Here is a 17,152-nt window from a genome sequence, read left to right as displayed (position 1 = left end):
ACCGGCAGAGGTTGGCGGGGGACTGCTGTCGCGACGACCTGCGTCCCCTCGTGGGCGAATACGCGAGGGAAGGATGTGGCTCGATATGGGCGTGAGGGGAGGGGGACAGGGGTAGAGCGGGCGTATGGCATTGGTTTCGGGCATGGCGGAGTCGTACTGGATGGATTCGACCGGGTCGACGTCGTTCCCGGCGTTGGCGGACAGCGTCGCGGTGGATGTGGCGGTGATCGGTGCTGGTATCGCCGGCCTCTGTACGGCCTGGGAGTTGGCCAGGGCCGGTGCCCGGGTGGCGATCTTCGAGGCCGACCGGGTCGCGAGTGGTGTGACCGGATACACCACGGCGAAGCTGACCACCCAGCACGGACTGATTTACGCGCACCTGCGGTCGAGTTTCGGTGCTGAGGCGGCTCAGCAGTATGCCGCGTCCCAATCGGACGCGCTCGCGCACGTGGCGGATACCGTGGCCGAACTGAGCATCGACTGTGATCTGGAGCGGCTGCCGGCTTTCACCTACCTGCCGCCGGATTCGGATCTGAGGCAGATCGAGGCTGAGGTCGAAGCCGCAGCCCAGGCGGGACTGCCGGCGTCGTTGGTCACCGAGACGGGGCTGCCGTACGGGGTCGGCGCGGCGGTGCGGGTCGAGCGGCAGGCGCAGTTCCACCCGCGCCGGTATCTGCTCGCCCTGGCCGCGGATTTCACCGCCCGCGGCGGCCGGATATTCGAACGGACCCGGATCGTCGATCTGGACGAGGGGACACCGTGCCGGCTGACGAGCGAGTCCGGTGCGACGGTGACGGCAGGTGCGGTGGTGGTGGCCACCCACTACCCCATCTTCGACCGAGCCGCGCTGTTCACCCGCCTTGAGCCGCGCCGCGAGCTGGTGGTCGCGGCAGTCGTCGATCCCGGTGACGACCCGGGCGGCATGTACGTGACGACAGCGGAGAACACCCGTTCGGTGCGGACCGCGCCGTACGGTGACGGACGACGCTTGCTCATCGTCACGGGTGAGACATTCAAACCGGGTACTCCGGGCGTCGCCGACCGGTTGGCGACGTTGATCGACTGGACCAGGGAGAGGTTCGCGGTTGATGCCTTGGCCTACCACTGGGCAGCGCAGGACAACATCACCACCGACAGGGTCCCGTACGTCGGACGGCTGCACCCCGGTGCCGGGCACGTGTACGTGGCGACAGGGTTCAACGCCTGGGGAATGAGCAGCGGGGTGATGGCCAGCCGGCTACTGGCCAATCTGATCAACGGGCAGGGGTCGCCGTGGGAGGCCCTCTACGACCCGCGCCGTGTTCATCCCGCCGTCGAGGCGGGTAGCTTCCTCAAAGCCAACATCGCCGTCGCGCGTCGGTTCGTCGGCGATCGCATCCGTCCCGCCACCCACGCCGATTCGCCCGCCGACATCGCCCCGGGCAGCGGTGCGATCGTCCGGATTTCCGGCGAACGCTGCGCGGCGTACCGCGACGACACCGGGAACCTGCATGCGGTCTCGGCCACCTGCACCCACCTGGGTTGTCTTGTGGCCTTCAACGACGTGGAGAAAACCTGGGACTGTCCTTGTCACGGTTCCCGCTTCGGCACCGACGGCACGGTGATCCAGGGCCCCGCAACCGAGCCGCTGCCGGCACGTGAGCTGGACGATCAGTAGACAACCCAGGTCCAGGGAGTGCGGACAATCAGTCGGGCCGGGGGAGTGAGCGGCCCCGGCGGTGGGTATGGAGAGTAGCCATGACGACAAGCCAAGATGCCATTCTGATAGGTGGTCCGAGCAACGACGCCCTGGTCACGGGCGGAGACGCAGGACTGGTGGAGGTGCAGATCGATGGCCTGATCCATCGTTACATCCGCACCACCCAGCAGCGGCAACGTGACAGCGCCACGCTGACCGTCTATAACTACGACGGGGTCGTGGCGCCGAACGGCGGCGAGTCCGGGTCCGAGAATGCGAGCGACCGTGTCGCGTCGCCGCTGGCGTCCGGTCTGGCCACCGAACTGCCGCCCGGTGAGCCCGCCGTTCCGTCAGCCCGGCACGGCTCCTGAGTTGTCGCCCACCCGCCGAGTCGGCGGAGGAGATTGCAAAAAGCATCTACCGGAGATTGGTTGATCTCCGGTAGATGCTTTTTGGCGAAGGTGGCACGTTCTGCCTGTTACGCGTAGTTCCAGCGAGTTTCCTGTGGTTTGTGCTTGTCGGGTCAAGAAAGCCGTTCGTCGGGTTTCGGGCCAGGTCGCGGGGGTAGGGGCTGGGCACGCGATCGCTGGAGGAGAGAGACTGTGTTCAATCCGTTGGATCACCAGGGCCTACCACTGGACAGGCAGATTCGTAACTGGCGTGAGCTGAACGTCGAGCCGATCGACCCGGAGGCGGTCGACCCGTACACCCGGTGTCGGATCATCACGATGAACGGCATCGAGGTCGAAGCGATCATGTTCCAGCACAACTTCGCCCGTAACTGCCCGGACCCTGAGGTTCGACGTCAGCTCGCGTACGTGCGGTACGTCGAGAACCAGCAGCAGCGGGTGGTGAACTGGCTGTTGCCAGGGGTGGCCAGCGTGTTGGAGACGACACTCGGGTACGAGCAGGTCGCGGTTGATCTCACCGCCTGGGTTGCCCGGCACGAACCGGACCCGTACCTGAAGCAGGCGTACGAGTTCGGGGTACTGGAGGACTTCGATCACCTGTACCGCTACGCGAACCTGTACGAGATGGTCGAGCGGCGTAAGGCGGAGAAGATAGTCGACGGTCTGACGGAGGTGATGCCGGGTCGACCGACCGTGGTCGAGCATCGGCATCCGTTCGACGAGGTACGAACGCCGTACGACAAGAAGAGTGTCGATCCCCGGTCGAAACTCAACGCGCTGACGATCCTGTCGGCCGAGCAGCAGGTGATGATGTATTACATGAACGTCGGGCCGCAGTACATGGAGCCGATTGCCCGACAGCTCTACCAGGAGATCAGTCTGATCGAGCAGCAGCACGTCACCCACTACGAGTCGCTGCTCGACCCGGGCGAGAACTGGTGGGAACGGCTTCTCACCCACGAGTACAACGAGTGCTGGTTGTACTACTCGTTTATGGAGCAGGAGACCGATCCCCGGATCAAGGCGATCTGGGAGCTGCACCTGCAGATGGAGTTGGCGCATTTGCAGCAGGCGGCGAACCTGCTGCGGGTGCACGACGGTCGGGAGCCGGAGGAGGTCGTCGGCAGTGCCGGGGTTCCGGAGCCGTTGACCTTCGAACCGAACAAGGACTACCTGCGGCACCTCCTGGCTACCCAGATGGACCTGAACAAGCTTGGTGAGGGCTACGTACAGGAGGCGCACGAGCGGTTCGAATGGATGCAGCAGCAGCTCCACGACGGTCAGAAGCCGCCGAGTGAGGAGGTCATCGACCTGCATCGGGAGAAGTTCGGCGACGAGTACCGAATCGAAACCGAGGGCCCGCACCCGGTTGAGTCGCTGCGCGTACAGGAGGGAACCCGTCGTGCCTGACCAGACCGGGCCTGCCACCCCGGGCCCCGAGGACGACGTCGTCGACCTGTTGCTGGCTCAGCACGCCCAGATCGAGGAGTTGTTCCTCCTGGTCAGCGGAGGCGACGGTGAGGTGCAGCGGGACGCGTTCGACGACCTGGTCTTCATGCTCGCGGTGCACGAGACGGCCGAGGAAGAGGTGATTCATCCCCTGGCCCGCGAACTGCCCGGCGGCGGCGCCGACGACCTGGTCGAGGAGCGGTTGGCGGAGGAACGCCAGGCCAAGGAGATGCTCAAGGAACTCGCCGAGGGCGGTGTGCAGGCGGAAGGCTTCGGCGCGGGCATTCTGTTGCTCCGTGACGCGGTGCTCAGGCACGCGCGCCACGAGGAACGGTACGAATTCCCGCTGCTGCGTCAGCATATTCCGGCGACGCGGCTTCGTCGTCTCGCCGCCGCCGTCCGTGCCGCGGAGTCGATCGCACCGACACGCCCCCACGCTGCCCCCGGGTCGGCAGCCGCCAGAGCGGGCCTGGGCCTGCCGCTGGCCGTCCTCGACCGGGTCCGCGACTCGATCCGGCGAGCTGCGGACGGTCAGGACTGATACAGCCTGGTGGTGCCACATGAACCGGTGGTGCTCGACGGGGTCGCGGGTGCTCGCGCCTGCCCGGCGCGAACTCACCTGTCGGCGCTGATTCCCCGGGCGGTACCGGTTTCCCGGTACCGCCCGTCAGGAGCCGGGTCGGGGCCGGCGCCAGCGCGGAAGCCGAGGGCTTTGTGCGTGCCGTCGCAGAACGGCTTGATCGCTGATCCCCCACACCGGCACAGCGCGACTGTGTCGCGTCCGGGCTCGATGACGTTCCCGTCAGGGGTACGCAATTCGAAATCCCCCCTGAGTAACAACGGCCCGTCCTCGTACGAAGTGACCGTCGCTGACGGCTCGTCGCGCCCTGTGTGTGCCATGCCCGGTAACTGCCCAGCGAAGGACCCCGATAACCCAACGACCGTAGGGTGTTCGGACGCCACGGGCGACCCGGTCAAAATGATCGCCGGGCAGGGGATTCGGTCGGTCAGCAGGGCGAGGTCGTCGCCGTATGGCCCGCTCGCTGCCGCGCTCCCGTGCTGGACGCGGCGACTAGAGCAGGCCGGCGTTTCCGGCGAGTGCGGCGGCCTCGGTCCGGGTACTCACCCGCAGCTTCCTCAACAGGGACGCGGTCAGCCGTTTGACCGTCCGCTCGGAGACGTGCAGGTTCTCGGCTATCTCCACCGTGCTGTTTCCCTTCGCAATAAGCTGCAACAGCAGGCGTTCCTCGTCATCCAGTACGGCAGAAGCGGGAAGCCGGCTACGTACCGGCGTAAGTAGCGCTGTGAGTAGGTCGGCGGGGAGTACGGCCCACCCGTCGAGGACCGCGAGCAGCGGCGGTAGCAGTTCCTCGGGCTCACTGCTCTTGGGCAGGTATCCGACCGCGCCGGCCCGGAGCGCCTCGACGGCGAGGTCCGTCTCGCCGAGCCCGGACATGGCGACGATCCGCAGGCCGGGGCTGGTTCGGCAGATGGCGGCGATGGCGCGTACTCCACCGGGAGGCGGCATGTGCAGATCGACCAGTGCCAGGTCCGGTCGGCACTGCCGGACGAGTGCCGGCGGCACCGGCCGCGTCGCCGGTCGACCCCACGACGCATGCCCGACCGTCGCTGGTGGCGGCAAGGAGCATTTCCAGACCTCGTACGAACAGCGGGTGGTCGTCGACCAGCGCGATGCGGACGGTGGCCGGGTTGGGCACGCCGGGCCGTTACCCGAACGTGAATCGTTTATGCGTCACAGGGTGGGTCGGGCCGTGAGTCGAGGCCTTGACCGGCTGGTCGGGCTCCTCGCCGGATCGACCGTGGCCGCGCCGTGGACGTGGCGGCGCAACCGATCGGACGTGGCCGCGACGCGGCTGGTCCGGTCCGCCGCGATGCCGGCCGGCGCGGAAGAGGGAGCCGACGCGGTTCTGCTACGGGTGCTCTGTCACGAACTCCGCTCGCCGATCACCGCACTCGCGTCCCTGACCCGGGCCTTGGCCGACCAACCGGAGCGGCTCCGCGAGCCGGACCGGCAGGCGATGTTGCTGCTCGCCCGGGATCAGGCGGTGCATCTGGACGGGGTCTGGCGGCAGGCGGCGAGCCTGGTCGAGGTCGTGTCGACCGGCCCTGCCGACGTCCGGGTGCGCCTGCGTCAGATCCTTCCCGCCGTACTGGCTATCGCACCTCTGGCTCGGGTACGGGTCAGCGCAGCGGCGGGGGACCGCCTGGTGGCGGGTCGACGCGTACGCCAGATCCTGATCAACCTGGTCGACAACGCGCTGCGACACGGGCCACCCGGTGGCCGGATCTGGATCTCCGCCTCGTTGCGGTCGAATGAGCTGGTGCTCGTGGTCGCCGACCAGGGCAGGTCCTGTACGGCGTTGCGGGCGGCCCTGCGCCGTCCGACGCCACCGCCGGGGATGACCGGCCTTGGACTCTGGATCGTCCGCCAGCTCGTCGGCGTGGAAGGCGGCACCGTGGTCGCGTACCGGCTGCGATCACGCCGGGTCGCGGTCGAGGTGCGACTTCCCGCGCGGCCGGATGCCGGTCGGCGTACCGGGGTTGGCCCCGGTGGGCCGCCGGTTGGCACCGACGGGTCTGCCGAGGGGGGATGAACCCGGTGTTCGCCATCCGTGATCAAGGAGGCCACCGTGTTCAGTCACGTCAAGGATCTACAGTTCGAAGCCAAACCCGACGGCCCCGACGCCGCCTTCGCCCGCCGTCTACAGGAGGTGCTGGGCGGCAAGTGGGGAGAGATGACCGTCGCCAACCAGTACCTTTTCCAGGGCTGGAGTTGCCGGCTCCCGGGCAAGTACAAGGACCTGCTGCTCGACGTGGGCACCGAGGAGATGGGCCACGTCGAGATGATCTGCACGATGATCGCCCGGCTGCTCGACAGCGCACCGCTGTCCCTGCAGGAGGCGGCGGCTGAGGACAACCCGATGCTGACCGCCATCTACGCGGGGTCGAACCCGGCACACTTCATCCACTCCGGTGGTGGTCCGCAGCCGGTGGACAGCAACGGGGTGCCCTGGAACGGGGCGTTCATCACCGCCAGCGGCAACCTGCTCGCCGACTTCCACCTCAACGTGACCGCCGAGGCGCAGGGCCGGTTGCAGGTCGCCCGCCTGTTCAACATGACCGACGACCCGGGCGTGAAGAAGATGCTGCGGTTCCTGCTGGCCCGCGACACGATGCACCAGAACATGTGGCTGGCCGCGATCGAGCAGCTCAAGGAGGACGGTCTCGAGGAGATGCCGGTTCCCGAGGCGTTCCCCGACGCGGAGCAGGAGAACGAGTTCGCCTACCAGTACATCAACTTCTCGGAAGGCGAGGATGCCGCCGAGGGCAGGTGGGCGTCCGGCCCTAGCCCGGACGGCAAGGGCGAGTTCAGCTATCAGGCGACCCCGACCGCGCACGCCGACGAACCCGTGTTGCCACCGGGGGACCCGCGTCTGCACGGCACGCCGCCGCCGACCGACAGCGTCGCCAAGGCGGGCAAGAAGCGCCGCTGACCTGCCTCGTCGCGCCGGTCGCCCCCCATCGGGGCGGCCCGGCGCGGCCCAGGACCGGAAGGGCCGATCATGGTCGAATTGTTGGCTCGTCCCTTGGCGGACGCGTTCATGCAGGTCGGTGTCTACGTCGCGGTGCTGGTCGCGCTCTTCGGCTGGCTCCGCTGGCGGTACGGCGACCGGGTCACCGACGGGCTCACCCGCCGCCCCCGGCTGGGGCCGCTGGTCGGCGCGCTGCTCGGGGTGAGCCCCGGCTGTGGCGGCGCGATCATCCTCATGCCGCTCTACGCCCGGGGCAAGGTCTCCTTCGGTACGGTCGTGGCGGCGCTCGCCTCGACCATGGGTGACTCCTCCTGGGTCGTCATCGCCGCCGACCCGGGTTTCGCTCTCAAAATCCATGCGCTGCTCTTCGCGGTGGGACTCGCCACTGGCTACGCCGTCGACCTGCTCGGCATCGACCCGGCCCGAGCACTGCACCGGCCGGAGGCCCGTCCCCATCCTCAGCCCGAGTCGGTTGACACCCCGGCCGACGGGTCGACGGGTCCGACCGTGTCCGGACAGGGCGCCGCGCTCGCCCTCCTCACCCGGGCCGACCCGGTTGTGGAGCGGCAGCGCCGAATGTCGACCGCGTTCTGGGGGTTGACCACACCCGCGTTCCTGGTCTCCGTACCGGTGGTCTTCCATGTCGTCGACCCGGCCCTGCTCAGCGCCCCGCTCGGCGGTGTCGACCCCTACCTGGTACTCGGCTGCGCCGGGACCTTCGTCGCGGTGCTGATCTTCGCCGCCGGGCGCGGTCGGTTCGCCGACGACACACTCGAGACCGCGCAACCTCGGACCGTACGGGATGCGTTCCGGCACAGCGCGCACGAAGCCTCGTTCATCACCTTCTGGGTTGCCGTGGCCTACCTGGGTTGGCAGATCCTCAGCACGACCACCGGGTTCGACGGATCGCAACTGGCGCTCGCCGGTGCGGTCGGAGTCCTCGTCGGCGCGCTGATCGGCCTCGTCCCCGGCTGCGCGGTACAGATCGTCTTCACCGGCATCTACGTCAGCGGCGGCCTGCCGATGACGACCCTCGTCGCGAACGCGATCAGCCAGGACGGTGACGCCCTCATCCCACTGGCCGCGTTACGCCGTCGCGCGGCCGCGCTGGCCACCGTGATCACCACGATCCCGGCGATCCTCGTCGGCCTGACACTCCTGCTGTTCGTCGGCTGAGTACCGACAGTCCGCCGATCGAGGAGACGAGTCATGCGTACGACGAACAGATGGTCCGGACTGTCGGGCAACGACGAAGCCCATGCATCAGCGATCACAGAGTGCGGAACGCTCGGAAGGGTTCGACTCAAATTGTGGATCTTCGCTGGAGCCTCGGTTGTCGCCGTACTGGTCGGACTGCCAGGCTGGACCCAGTGTGCGCTGGTGGCGACCACCCTGATGATTCCCGGCGCGGTCGCCGCGCAGAGCGGACGGAACCAGGTATGGATGATCTTCCTGTCTGTCGTGATGACTCGAGGGCCGAAGCGGCAGGTGCCCTGCCACTCCGAACCCTTGGTCCGCCACCGGGAGTGTCGCTGCAAAAGGGCCGCGCCCACACGCTCGGCGGCCGGGAGGGAAACCGACCCACCCCCGATGGGAGTCACGCAAGGCTCATGCGTGGTGACCCGTAATGTTGGCCCGGCAGGGCGAGTCACCTGAATGGTGAGACGGTGCCTGGTGTGGATCGCGAGCTGGCACCGTCGCCCCTGCCTCAAGAACGGGCGCCCGACCTGCACGGTCAAAGACGCGGACGCAGTACGGCCCCGGCGGTGACCGTGCCAGGTGGACTGGTCGGGCCGCCGGGGCCAGCGTCGTACCGCGTGTCTAGTGGGTGTCGACGCTGGTGCGCGGGTCGGTGTCCCTACTGCGGCTGCCGGCCTTCGCCAGACCCCGGCTGACCATGTAGCCGACGGTGAGCAGGGTGATGAACCACCAGGCCTTGTCGGCGGCGAACAGGTCATGACCGTCGTTGTTGCCGCTGTCACCGACTACGTTGGAGGCGATCAGCACACCGATGACAGCGAGCACGTAGACGACCAGTTCGCTGGTCTTGAACGACGGCTTCGTCTCGTCGCCACGCGTACGGATGCGCGCGACGTCGGTAGTGCCGTTGTTCGCGTGGATGGACGTGCTCCTCTGGCAGTCTCCTGATGCTTGTCAATCAACGGCATTGTCGCCGGCCGGCTTTGTTACCTCCGGCCCGGCATCCTCTACCCCCACCAGTTGGATCTCACACATCGTTTTCAATGTGCGGGACTCGCTCGCCGTCGTGTGGACCGCTGGGAATCGGCGTGGCGTTTTCCGGTCATCGGATCGGTGTTGTTCGTACGTCGCCAAGGTGTTTGGTGATGCGTAGCAGCACCTGGTCCGGTGGCCCGGCGACGAAGGCGGCGGTGTCGGCGAGCGCGGCGATCAAGGGCAGTCCACGGCCGCCGACGGTAAGCGGGTCGGGGAGACCGGCGTCGAGTTGGCCGCCGTTGGGGGTGCTGCCGCGATTGCCGACCTCGAGTAGGCAGATGTGGTCGTCGATGATGATGGTGATGTCGACGGCGCTGTCGGGATCGGCGTGCATCACCGCGTTGGCGCATGCCTCGGTGATCAGCACGGCGAGGGGTCCTCGGGTGTCCTCGGCGGCGTCGGTGAGGCTCAGCAGGGTGGTGAGTACATGACGGGCGCGGGTCACCGTGGACGGTTGCCGCGGGAGTGACAGGGTCATGGTCACGCGCATCGCGCAGTTCCTCCTCGGCCCGTGCGTGACCGCGCCGGACTGCTGTGTCATGCGTTGAAGCGGGGTGCGCCGGTCGCGATCAGCACTACCCGGGGTTGCCGACGTGAAACGGTCAGAGTGTCAGCCCGATGTACCAGGCCGGCGGCGGTTCGCCCACCGGCAGAATAGGGTAAGCGGGAATCACCGGCGTGGGGAGGCTGTAGTGGATCTACTGTTGTCGGTCCGGCCGGGCCGGGGTTGCACCGTGATCGAGGTGCGCGGTGAGTTGGACATGGCGACGTCCCCGCAGTTGCGTGAGGGTCTGCAACGGTTGGTCGACGCCGGTGACCGTCAGGTGGTGCTGGATCTGGCCGGGGTGGGATTCATGGACTCCAGCGCGCTGGGCACGCTGGTGGTGATGTTCAAGGCGTTGCGTGACGTCGGCGGACGGTTGTGCCTCGCCGCAGTCCAGCCCGCTGTGCACAGCGTCCTGACGGTCACGTCGGTGGATCGAGTGATCGACGTGTATGACAGTGTGCGGGCGGCGGAAGCCGATGTGCCGTCCACGGACGCGACTGGCCGGTAGTCAGTCGGGCAGAGCGGTGCTGGCACGCGCCTGGTCGGCGCCGGCGCTGGTACGCCGGTCCACGCTGTGCCCGCCGTGCCAGTCGAGGATGAGCAGGGTGGCATCATCGGCCAGAGTCGGTCCGCTGACCTCGAGCACGGCGTCGGCCAACGCCCGTACAGCCTCGCGCGGGTGCAGACCGGCGATCGACCGCAACAGGGTCGGCAAGTCCAGGCTGGCGGCGTTGCGCTCCCGCATGCCATCGGTAACCACTACCAAACGGTCGCCCGGTAACAGCATGATCTCGTCGGCACGATAATTGGCTCCGGCGAACATGCCCAGGGGGAAGTTGCCCGGTAGCGGCAGCGCCCGGGTGTCCCCGTCGCGTACCAGCAGCGGTGGCACGTGTCCGGCGTTGAGTAGCGCGCATACGCCGGTACGCAGGTCGAGACGGCCGAGGACCGCGGTGATGTAACTGCCGGGCACGGTCGTGTGTTCGGCCAAGTCGGCATTTGCGGCGTTGGCCTGCTCCACCAGCAAAGCCGCGCGGCGGCGGCTGTTGCGCAGGCTACTCACGCCCAGCGTGGCCGTCAGCGCGCTGGCCACCCCGTGGCCCATCGCGTCGGTGACGCTGAAGTGCAGCACGTCCCGGGCAAGGCTGTAGTCGAAGGTGTCCCCGCCGATGCTGGCGGCGGGTTCGAGCCAGCCGGACAGGGTGAAAGCACTACCCTCACACGTGAACGAGGCGGGCAGCAGGCGGCGCTGGATCTCCCCGGACAGGGTGAACGGGGTCGTGCGTTGCCCCCACTCGAAAAGATCGGTGTACCGCCTGTTGGCGATCACCACGAACGCCAACACGTGAGCCGCGCGGGCGATCTCCTCCACCACCTGCGGCGCGGGCTCGTCCGGCAGGACCATCTCCAGCAGGCCGGTCGCCTCGCCGCGGTCGGTCACCGGCGCCAACACCGTCCACCGGTCTGGCTGCGCGACAACCTGCACCGTCTGGCTGCGCAGCGCCCGCTCGGCGGGACCGCCGTCGAACGGCATCACGGTGGCGACCTCGTCACCGTCCCGGCGTCCCTTACTGGCGCCGTCGAGGGGTACGTGGGCCAACCGGACCAGCGCCCGGCCGCTGAGGTCCGCGATCAGGAACGCCGCGCTACGTGCCCCCAGCGCCGTACCGAGTTCCCGGGTGACCGCCTCGACCGCCGCGACCGGCGAGGCGTTCTCCGCCGCATCCAACATGTCGGCCATGATCCGCCCTCGACTGCTTTCCACTGTCGGAGCCTACGAGACCCGCTGGTCATCGCCCAGCACGAGGATCGTGACGGCACGTCGACGACCCCAGGTCCGGTCGTCATCGCCATCGTGGCGACCCACCCGCAGTAGATGTTTGTCTGACCCGCCGGGCGGAGGGGCCTTAGATCGCGCGGCAATGTGGTCGAGATCTGCGTCGCCGTGCAGGAAGGTGTCGACGGCTGCGGCAAGTTTCGGGCCAGCCGTGGTGACGGCATTGTGGGCGGCGGCGATGGTAAGAGTGCGGCCACCCGGTGTGAGAAGGACGGCCTGGTCTACCCAGCGCGCTGGTGCGATCGGGTCGAGGTCGCCACGGACCAGCAGGGTCGGCACGCTGATCGCGGGGAGTTTGGCATCGATGTGATCTTCGATAGCGTGCCGTAGGGTGGCGACGATGCGGCGTGGTCCCGCGTCGCGTAGATCCCTGGCGAGAATCGGGGTCTGCCGCCAGTCCTCGCGAGGTAGGTCGCGCAGCAGCCGGCGTAATTGTCCGGTCATCGTCGCGGCTGTCGGATCAGTGGTAGGACCGACGAGGATGAGTGCCGCGACGAGGTCCGGGCGGCGCACCGCGAGTTCGACGGCTACCTGACAGCCGAACGAGTTGCCGAGTATCGCGGCGGATGCGACGCCGAGGGTTTCCATGAATGCGGCGACCGCCTCGGCGTGCTGGACGACGTCGAGGACAGCCCCCGGTTTGCCCGACAACCCGAAGCCGGGCAGGTCGGGAACGTAGACGGAACGACCGCCGAGCCGCAACGCGGTGGGCATCAGGTAACGGTGCGAGACGGCGAGACCGTGCAGGAGCACACACGGCGTGGCGGCGTCGGCGGTGATTCGTTCCCGGACGTGCAGCCGCAGGCCGGCTACCTGTACCCAACGGCTGGAGAATCCGCCGGTCGGCGCAGGAGCCGCGAGTGCCGCCCGGCGTTCCGTTGCGGTCAGTCGTCCAGAGCGGTTCCAGCGACGGTGGTGAGCGCTGGCAGGGCTGATGGGGGGCCTCCGTGTGAGAAAAAGCATTCAGTGGAAGCTGCTGTCCGGTGGCAACTCCTGGCTCGGCGGCACCGGTCATGCGGCTGGGGCACGGCCGGCGCGCTGCTGGCAGAAATCGGGCCCAATGGACCGCCCCCTGGCCCAGACCGCGCACCGTGCGGGGACTGGCGGCCACATTTCGCGTGGGAAGCCGAATCCTCACCTCGTTGACCAGAGCGGACTCCTCCCCTGCGCTTTCGGACCGGCGTGTGCACAGGCAACTGCAGGTGGGGCATGTCAACAGGGGAGAGCGACCCTGCGCGCCGAGCACAGTGTAGGCCGGCTCCGTCCTGCGAACAGAGGACCGGTCGCTCCGAAAAAGATGGAAGAGCTTCGACGTGTAGTCCCGCGATTGGGGGGTAGCAGGCCGTCGCACGGAATCGAATCAGTCAATGCATCTGTCAATATCTACCTGGAAGGGCATCATGACGATAAATTCGTCGGCCTCATCGACGTCCGTTGGCCGGGAGTCCGCAACCGACACAGTGCGAGAGGTCGGTGCCCAGGCGGCGCAGGCCGGGCGAAATGTCACCGCAACGGTGAAGGAGCAGGGCGGGGAAACGCTCGCCGAGGCAACCCGGCAGGCTCGGAATCTCTACGGCGAGGCCCGTGGGCAACTTGCCTCGCAAGCTGGTGAGCAGCAGCGTCGAACAGCCGGCGGCCTGCGGTCGCTCGCCGACGAGATGCGGGCGATGGCAGAGCAGGGTGGTCAGTCAGGCCCGGTCTCCGAGTTTGCCCGGCAGGCCGCCGAGAGGATTCACGTCACCGCGGGCTGGCTGGAGGAGCGCGAGCCGGGCGACCTGCTCACTGAGGTCCGGGCGTATGCCAGGCGCAATCCCGCGACGTTCCTCGTCGGTGCGGCCCTGCTGGGAGTGGTCGCCGGGCGCCTGACCCGGAACATGGGAGGCAGCGGTGTTCAGGATGCCGCTGCCGGCGACCACGGGCTCGTCGTGGCCGAAACGGCGCCGCCCGCCAACGGTTCCGTTGGGCAGGTCGACGACGCGTCGACCAGCGCTCTGTCGGTGGCGGCACCCGCCTCGCAGAGTCCGACCACCCAGCCGGCGCGCGGAATGACGCGTGTGGCGGACCCGGCGGACCTCGAAGGTCTTTCATCGTCGTCGCCGGCAGGTGTGCGGCCATGACCGCTCCCAACTCCATGCCTGGCTATCGGACGAGTGCCGACACGGTCGAGGAGGCACCAAACCGGTCCCTGGGTGACCTGATGCGGCAGGTCAGCGAAGACCTGTCCGAGCTGGTACGCCAGGAGGTGACCTTGGCGAAGGCAGAGTTGCGCCAAGAGGGCGCCAAGGCGGGTAAGGCGGCCGGTCTCTTCGGCGGTGCCGGCCTTGGTGGCTTCATGGTCGTGCTCTTCCTCTCCCTCGCCCTCTGGAGCGGGTTGTCCAACGTCATGGACCAGGGCTGGGCGGCCTTGATCGTCGCAGTCGTCTGGGCCACGGTCGCGGGCGTGCTGTACGCCAAGGCGAAGTCGAATGCCCAGCGGGTGCGGGGATTGCGGCGAACCACGGAAAGCATGCAGAAAATTCCGGGGGCCTTGAAGCCGAATCAGGAAGGGGTCGACCGATGACCAACGATCCGGAGCAGATCCGGCGCGAGATCGAACAGACTCGAATCGAATTGAGCACCGATGTGGACGCGCTGGCGTACAAGGTGAGTCCGGCCCGGATCATCGCGGACCGTAAACAGCGCGTCCGGGGGGCTGTAGGGAATGTGAGGGACAAGGTTATGGGTACCGTTTCGGACATCGGTGAGAGCACCACCTCGACCGCGTCGTCGCTGACCGACCACGCATCGTCTGCGGTTACGGCGGTCGGCGATGCCGCAAAGCAGGCTCCGGGGAAGGTGCGGCAGCAGTCCGAGGGGAATCCCTTGGCCGCCGGCCTGATCGCGTTCGGTGTCGGTTGGCTCATCTCGTCGCTGATGCCGGCCACCGACCGCGAGCAACAGGCCGCCGACCGGCTCAAGAAGAAGGTCGGTGAGCACAGCGGCGAGCTCAAGGACAAGCTCGCGGAGGTAGCCCAGCAGGGCCGTGAGCAGCTGCGCGAGCCGGCTCAGCGGGCCGCCGAGGCGGTACGTTCCACCGCAAGCGACGCCGTTCAAACGGTGAAGGACGACGGTCGTTCGGCCGTCCAGAACGTCCGGGACCACGCGCCCGATCAGGTCCGATCCTGACTCCGAGCGGGTAACCACCAACGCGTGAGGCGAGAGGGACTTTCCGGGATCGCCGGGAGGCGAGCAGTCGTGGCGATAATCCGACAGGCTGAGTTCCGGTTCGACGGGTCGCTGCCGGCGGCGCATATCGCGCCGCCGGCAGTACCGTGGTGGTTCTTCGTCAAGGAACTGGCCCAGGTCGCAGGCAACCGCTCAACATCGGTATCCGTCACCGATACCTGACGAACACGAGTCGTAGTTCGTCGTTACTTCGGGCACGATGCCCAGGACACCGACCAGCAGGAAGACCGCGCTCACGGCGACCGTCGCCCTGCGTACGGGTGCGGTATGGGACATGCCTGGGGAGGGATGCACCAGCGGAGCGCCGGTAGGCTCGGGGGCCCGGCCGATTACCGTCCGAACGACGGTTTCACAACCCTGAACACCGTCTCGACGATCGGCTCGTTCGTGCTGGATGGCTCGACGCTGTTCGTGATCTACAACGTCTGGGAGTCCTGGCGCTTCGGCCCACTGGTCACCGTCGACGACACGTGGGGCTTCGGCAACTCGCTGGAATGGGCGACCAGTTGCCCACCGCCGCTGCGAAACTTCGACCGAATGCCCCGGCTCCGCTCCGAGGGCCCCGCCTTCGACGTCAAGTACGCCCCACCACGTGCCGCCGCCGCTCCGTCGATGGTCACCTTGCAAGGCTAGGGAGCCTCTCGAGTGGCGGACTCCGACCGGTCCGCATAAGGTGGGATCCGGGTCAAGCCACGCGCCCACCTTGTTCGCCACGTGACCTGGATGCAGGTGCTCATATCCGAGCGCCCATGGCCGGCCCTTCCCATTGTGCGTCTCCCCAGATCCGGCCTGGTTCTGAGCAGGTTGCCCATGCTCGGTCCTTTGCCGAGTGTGCCGCATCTATGCGCACCACCGGTGTCACCGAACAAGACTCCTTTCCTTTCCTGCGACCCGCCACGCGAGCGGGCCAATCACTGCGCCCTGTCCAGCGATCGGTACGTCGTCGCTCTCCGGATCGATGGCCGACGCGGTACCGATTTCCTCGCCGGGCGACGCAGCGACGGTGACGGCAGGCGAATCCTGCTGCGGTCACGGCCAGGTCGAACCGCCCGGTTGGTCGAGCCCTCCAGCCCAGAGAGACGAGTGAAATCGTGATCACGAACAGTGTGGCGAGCCGGTACGGACCGGCTGGACGGGTCGATGACCAGACAGCCGCAGACCTACTGCTCCAGTTTGCGTCCAGCAGTCCGGATCACCCCGACCGCGACAGGCTCCGCGACGAGGTCATCCGTGCCTTCCTGCCCCTGGCCCGTCACCTGGCGGCCCGTTACAGCGGCCGGGGCGAACCTCTTGACGACCTCGTCCAGACCGCCACTGTCGCTCTGATCAGAGCGGTCGACCGGTTCGACCCCACCTTCGGGATCGCGTTTGTCGGTTTCGCGGTCCCCACCATCACCGGCGAAATCAAAAGGCACTTCCGTGACCACACCTGGAACCTGAGGGTCCCCCGCAAGCTACAAGAACGACGGCTCGCGCTCGCCGCCGCCACCGAAGCTCTCACCGGTCGGCTCCGCCGGTCTCCCACCGTTCACGAACTCGCCGTCGAACTCGGGATGGGCGAGGAGGAGGTACTTGAGGGACTGGAAGGAGCTCGCGCGTACCGCGCCATCTCGCTCTCCACTCCGGTCTCGCACGAGCAGGGCACCGAACTGGGCGACATCCTTGGCGGACCTGACAGCGGATATGAACAGGTCGAACTGCGCATCGCCCTCGGACCGGCACTCGCGGCTCTCACCGAGCGGGAGCAGAGGATCATCGCGCTGCGCTTCTACGGCAATTTGACCCAGACCCAGATCGCCGAGCAGGTTGGTGTCTCGCAGATGCACGTCTGCCGTCTGCTGGCGCAGGCCCTCGCCAAGCTCCGCCCGTACCTGGCGGCATGAAAAAGCTGGTTCGGGAGGACGTGACGGTTTGAAGCGGCACCCGACCCAGAGCGCCCGCGTGCGCGGGTAGCAGCCGGTCGACAACTGAGGCCCGCCAGATCGAGGGGAAAACCGCACCGCGTACGCGCTCTCCGTCGCACCTGGGCTCCACGATTGTCAGTGCCGGTCGCTGAGCCATCTATCGATGGCGGCCGTGCGGGTGGGGCTGGGTGTCGATGCCGAGCATGTGTTCCACGCCGGTGAGTGCAGAACGCGTCGGGCAATGCCATGGGGCGACGCACGGTGACGAGGGATCCGGAGGCACCCCTCTCTGCAAGGGAGCAGTCCTGGGTGC

Annotated in this window: 19 protein-coding genes and 1 pseudogene; 14 read left to right on the top strand and 6 right to left on the bottom strand. The window is 67.6% G+C overall.

All coding sequences use genetic code 11. The features are described from left to right. Window positions 1–124 precede the first annotated feature (124 nt). From ACWEFB_RS22950 to ACWEFB_RS22935, 4 genes are all read left to right on the top strand, one after another. A complete protein-coding gene (locus ACWEFB_RS22950) occupies window positions 125–1,657 on the top strand; it encodes an FAD-dependent oxidoreductase (protein WP_452288426.1) in 1,533 nt (510 codons plus the stop codon). A 158-nt stretch (window positions 1,658–1,815) separates the two neighbouring features. Beyond that, entirely contained in the window at window positions 1,816–2,049 is a 234-nt protein-coding gene (locus ACWEFB_RS22945) for a hypothetical protein (RefSeq protein WP_452288424.1), read from the top strand. 231 nt (window positions 2,050–2,280) lie between these two features. Next, a complete protein-coding gene (locus ACWEFB_RS22940) occupies window positions 2,281–3,498 on the top strand; it encodes a hypothetical protein (protein ID WP_452288422.1) in 1,218 nt (405 codons plus the stop codon). Continuing rightward, window positions 3,491–4,078, top strand: a complete 588-nt coding sequence (locus ACWEFB_RS22935) for a hemerythrin domain-containing protein (protein WP_452288420.1) — start codon at window positions 3,491–3,493, stop codon at window positions 4,076–4,078. Before ACWEFB_RS22940 ends, ACWEFB_RS22935 begins: the two co-directional genes overlap by 8 nt. A 74-nt stretch (window positions 4,079–4,152) precedes the next feature. Here the strand turns inward: ACWEFB_RS22935 and ACWEFB_RS22930 are convergent, their stop codons facing one another. Beyond that, window positions 4,153–4,437 carry a CDGSH iron-sulfur domain-containing protein gene (locus ACWEFB_RS22930; protein WP_452288418.1) on the bottom strand — a complete coding sequence of 95 codons (285 nt, stop codon included), beginning with the start codon at window positions 4,435–4,437 and terminating at the stop codon, window positions 4,153–4,155. A 172-nt stretch (window positions 4,438–4,609) separates the two neighbouring features. Next, window positions 4,610–5,122 carry a response regulator gene (locus ACWEFB_RS22925; protein WP_452288416.1) on the bottom strand — a complete coding sequence of 171 codons (513 nt, stop codon included), beginning with the start codon at window positions 5,120–5,122 and terminating at the stop codon, window positions 4,610–4,612. Between the two features lie 187 nt (window positions 5,123–5,309). Here ACWEFB_RS22925 and ACWEFB_RS22920 point away from each other — a divergent pair, with 187 nt between their 5' ends. From ACWEFB_RS22920 to ACWEFB_RS22910, 3 genes are all read left to right on the top strand, one after another. Next, window positions 5,310–6,152, top strand: a complete 843-nt coding sequence (locus ACWEFB_RS22920; protein ID WP_452288414.1) for a sensor histidine kinase — start codon at window positions 5,310–5,312, stop codon at window positions 6,150–6,152. Window positions 6,153–6,188: 36 nt separating this feature from the next. Continuing rightward, window positions 6,189–7,052, top strand: a complete 864-nt coding sequence (locus tag ACWEFB_RS22915; RefSeq protein WP_452288412.1) for a manganese catalase family protein — start codon at window positions 6,189–6,191, stop codon at window positions 7,050–7,052. 81 nt (window positions 7,053–7,133) lie between these two features. Further along, complete coding sequence (locus ACWEFB_RS22910) at window positions 7,134–8,267, top strand: putative manganese transporter (protein WP_452288410.1); 1,134 nt, start codon at window positions 7,134–7,136, stop codon at window positions 8,265–8,267. Window positions 8,268–8,912: 645 nt separating this feature from the next. Here ACWEFB_RS22910 and ACWEFB_RS22905 read toward each other — a convergent pair. Then, window positions 8,913–9,116 (bottom strand): hypothetical protein, encoded by a 204-nt coding sequence (locus tag ACWEFB_RS22905; RefSeq protein WP_452288408.1) that lies wholly within the window; start codon window positions 9,114–9,116, stop codon window positions 8,913–8,915. Between the two features lie 277 nt (window positions 9,117–9,393). Continuing rightward, the gene (locus ACWEFB_RS22900) at window positions 9,394–9,816 is read right to left on the bottom strand and encodes an ATP-binding protein (protein ID WP_452288406.1); all 423 of its coding nucleotides are present in this window, start codon (window positions 9,814–9,816) and stop codon (window positions 9,394–9,396) included. A 202-nt stretch (window positions 9,817–10,018) separates the two neighbouring features. On the opposite strand from ACWEFB_RS22900, the gene ACWEFB_RS22895 reads away from it, so the two are divergent. After that, window positions 10,019–10,381 carry an STAS domain-containing protein gene (locus ACWEFB_RS22895; RefSeq protein ID WP_452288404.1) on the top strand — a complete coding sequence of 121 codons (363 nt, stop codon included), beginning with the start codon at window positions 10,019–10,021 and terminating at the stop codon, window positions 10,379–10,381. On the opposite strand, the gene ACWEFB_RS22890 is transcribed toward ACWEFB_RS22895, so the two are convergent. Then, window positions 10,382–11,638, bottom strand: coding sequence for a PP2C family protein-serine/threonine phosphatase (locus ACWEFB_RS22890; RefSeq protein ID WP_452288402.1), 1,257 nt, complete (start codon window positions 11,636–11,638; stop codon window positions 10,382–10,384). A gap of 9 nt (window positions 11,639–11,647) precedes the next feature. Next, window positions 11,648–12,673, bottom strand: a complete 1,026-nt coding sequence (locus ACWEFB_RS22885; RefSeq protein ID WP_452288400.1) for an alpha/beta fold hydrolase — start codon at window positions 12,671–12,673, stop codon at window positions 11,648–11,650. Between the two features lie 404 nt (window positions 12,674–13,077). Between ACWEFB_RS22885 and ACWEFB_RS22880 the strand changes: the two genes are divergently transcribed. From ACWEFB_RS22880 to ACWEFB_RS22855, 6 genes and pseudogenes are all read left to right on the top strand, one after another. Continuing rightward, window positions 13,078–13,827, top strand: coding sequence for a hypothetical protein (locus ACWEFB_RS22880; RefSeq protein WP_452288398.1), 750 nt, complete (start codon window positions 13,078–13,080; stop codon window positions 13,825–13,827). After that, a complete protein-coding gene (locus tag ACWEFB_RS22875) occupies window positions 13,824–14,270 on the top strand; it encodes a phage holin family protein (RefSeq protein WP_452288396.1) in 447 nt (148 codons plus the stop codon). Before ACWEFB_RS22880 ends, ACWEFB_RS22875 begins: the two co-directional genes overlap by 4 nt. Continuing rightward, a complete protein-coding gene (locus tag ACWEFB_RS22870) occupies window positions 14,267–14,875 on the top strand; it encodes a DUF3618 domain-containing protein (protein WP_452288394.1) in 609 nt (202 codons plus the stop codon). The genes ACWEFB_RS22875 and ACWEFB_RS22870 overlap by 4 nt, the downstream gene beginning before the upstream one ends. Before the next feature lie 69 nt (window positions 14,876–14,944). Further along, entirely contained in the window at window positions 14,945–15,097 is a 153-nt protein-coding gene (locus tag ACWEFB_RS22865) for a hypothetical protein (protein WP_452288392.1), read from the top strand. A 165-nt stretch (window positions 15,098–15,262) separates the two neighbouring features. Beyond that, window positions 15,263–15,523 (top strand): annotated as a pseudogene (locus ACWEFB_RS22860) (cytochrome ubiquinol oxidase subunit I); the annotation flags it as partial. A gap of 503 nt (window positions 15,524–16,026) precedes the next feature. Beyond that, window positions 16,027–16,818, top strand: coding sequence for a SigB/SigF/SigG family RNA polymerase sigma factor (locus ACWEFB_RS22855; RefSeq protein ID WP_452288390.1), 792 nt, complete (start codon window positions 16,027–16,029; stop codon window positions 16,816–16,818). Window positions 16,819–17,152: the final 334 nt, after the last annotated feature.

This window comes from Micromonospora sp. NPDC004704 (assembly GCF_053601675.1).
This window is presented reverse-complemented; position numbering and strand designations above follow the sequence as displayed.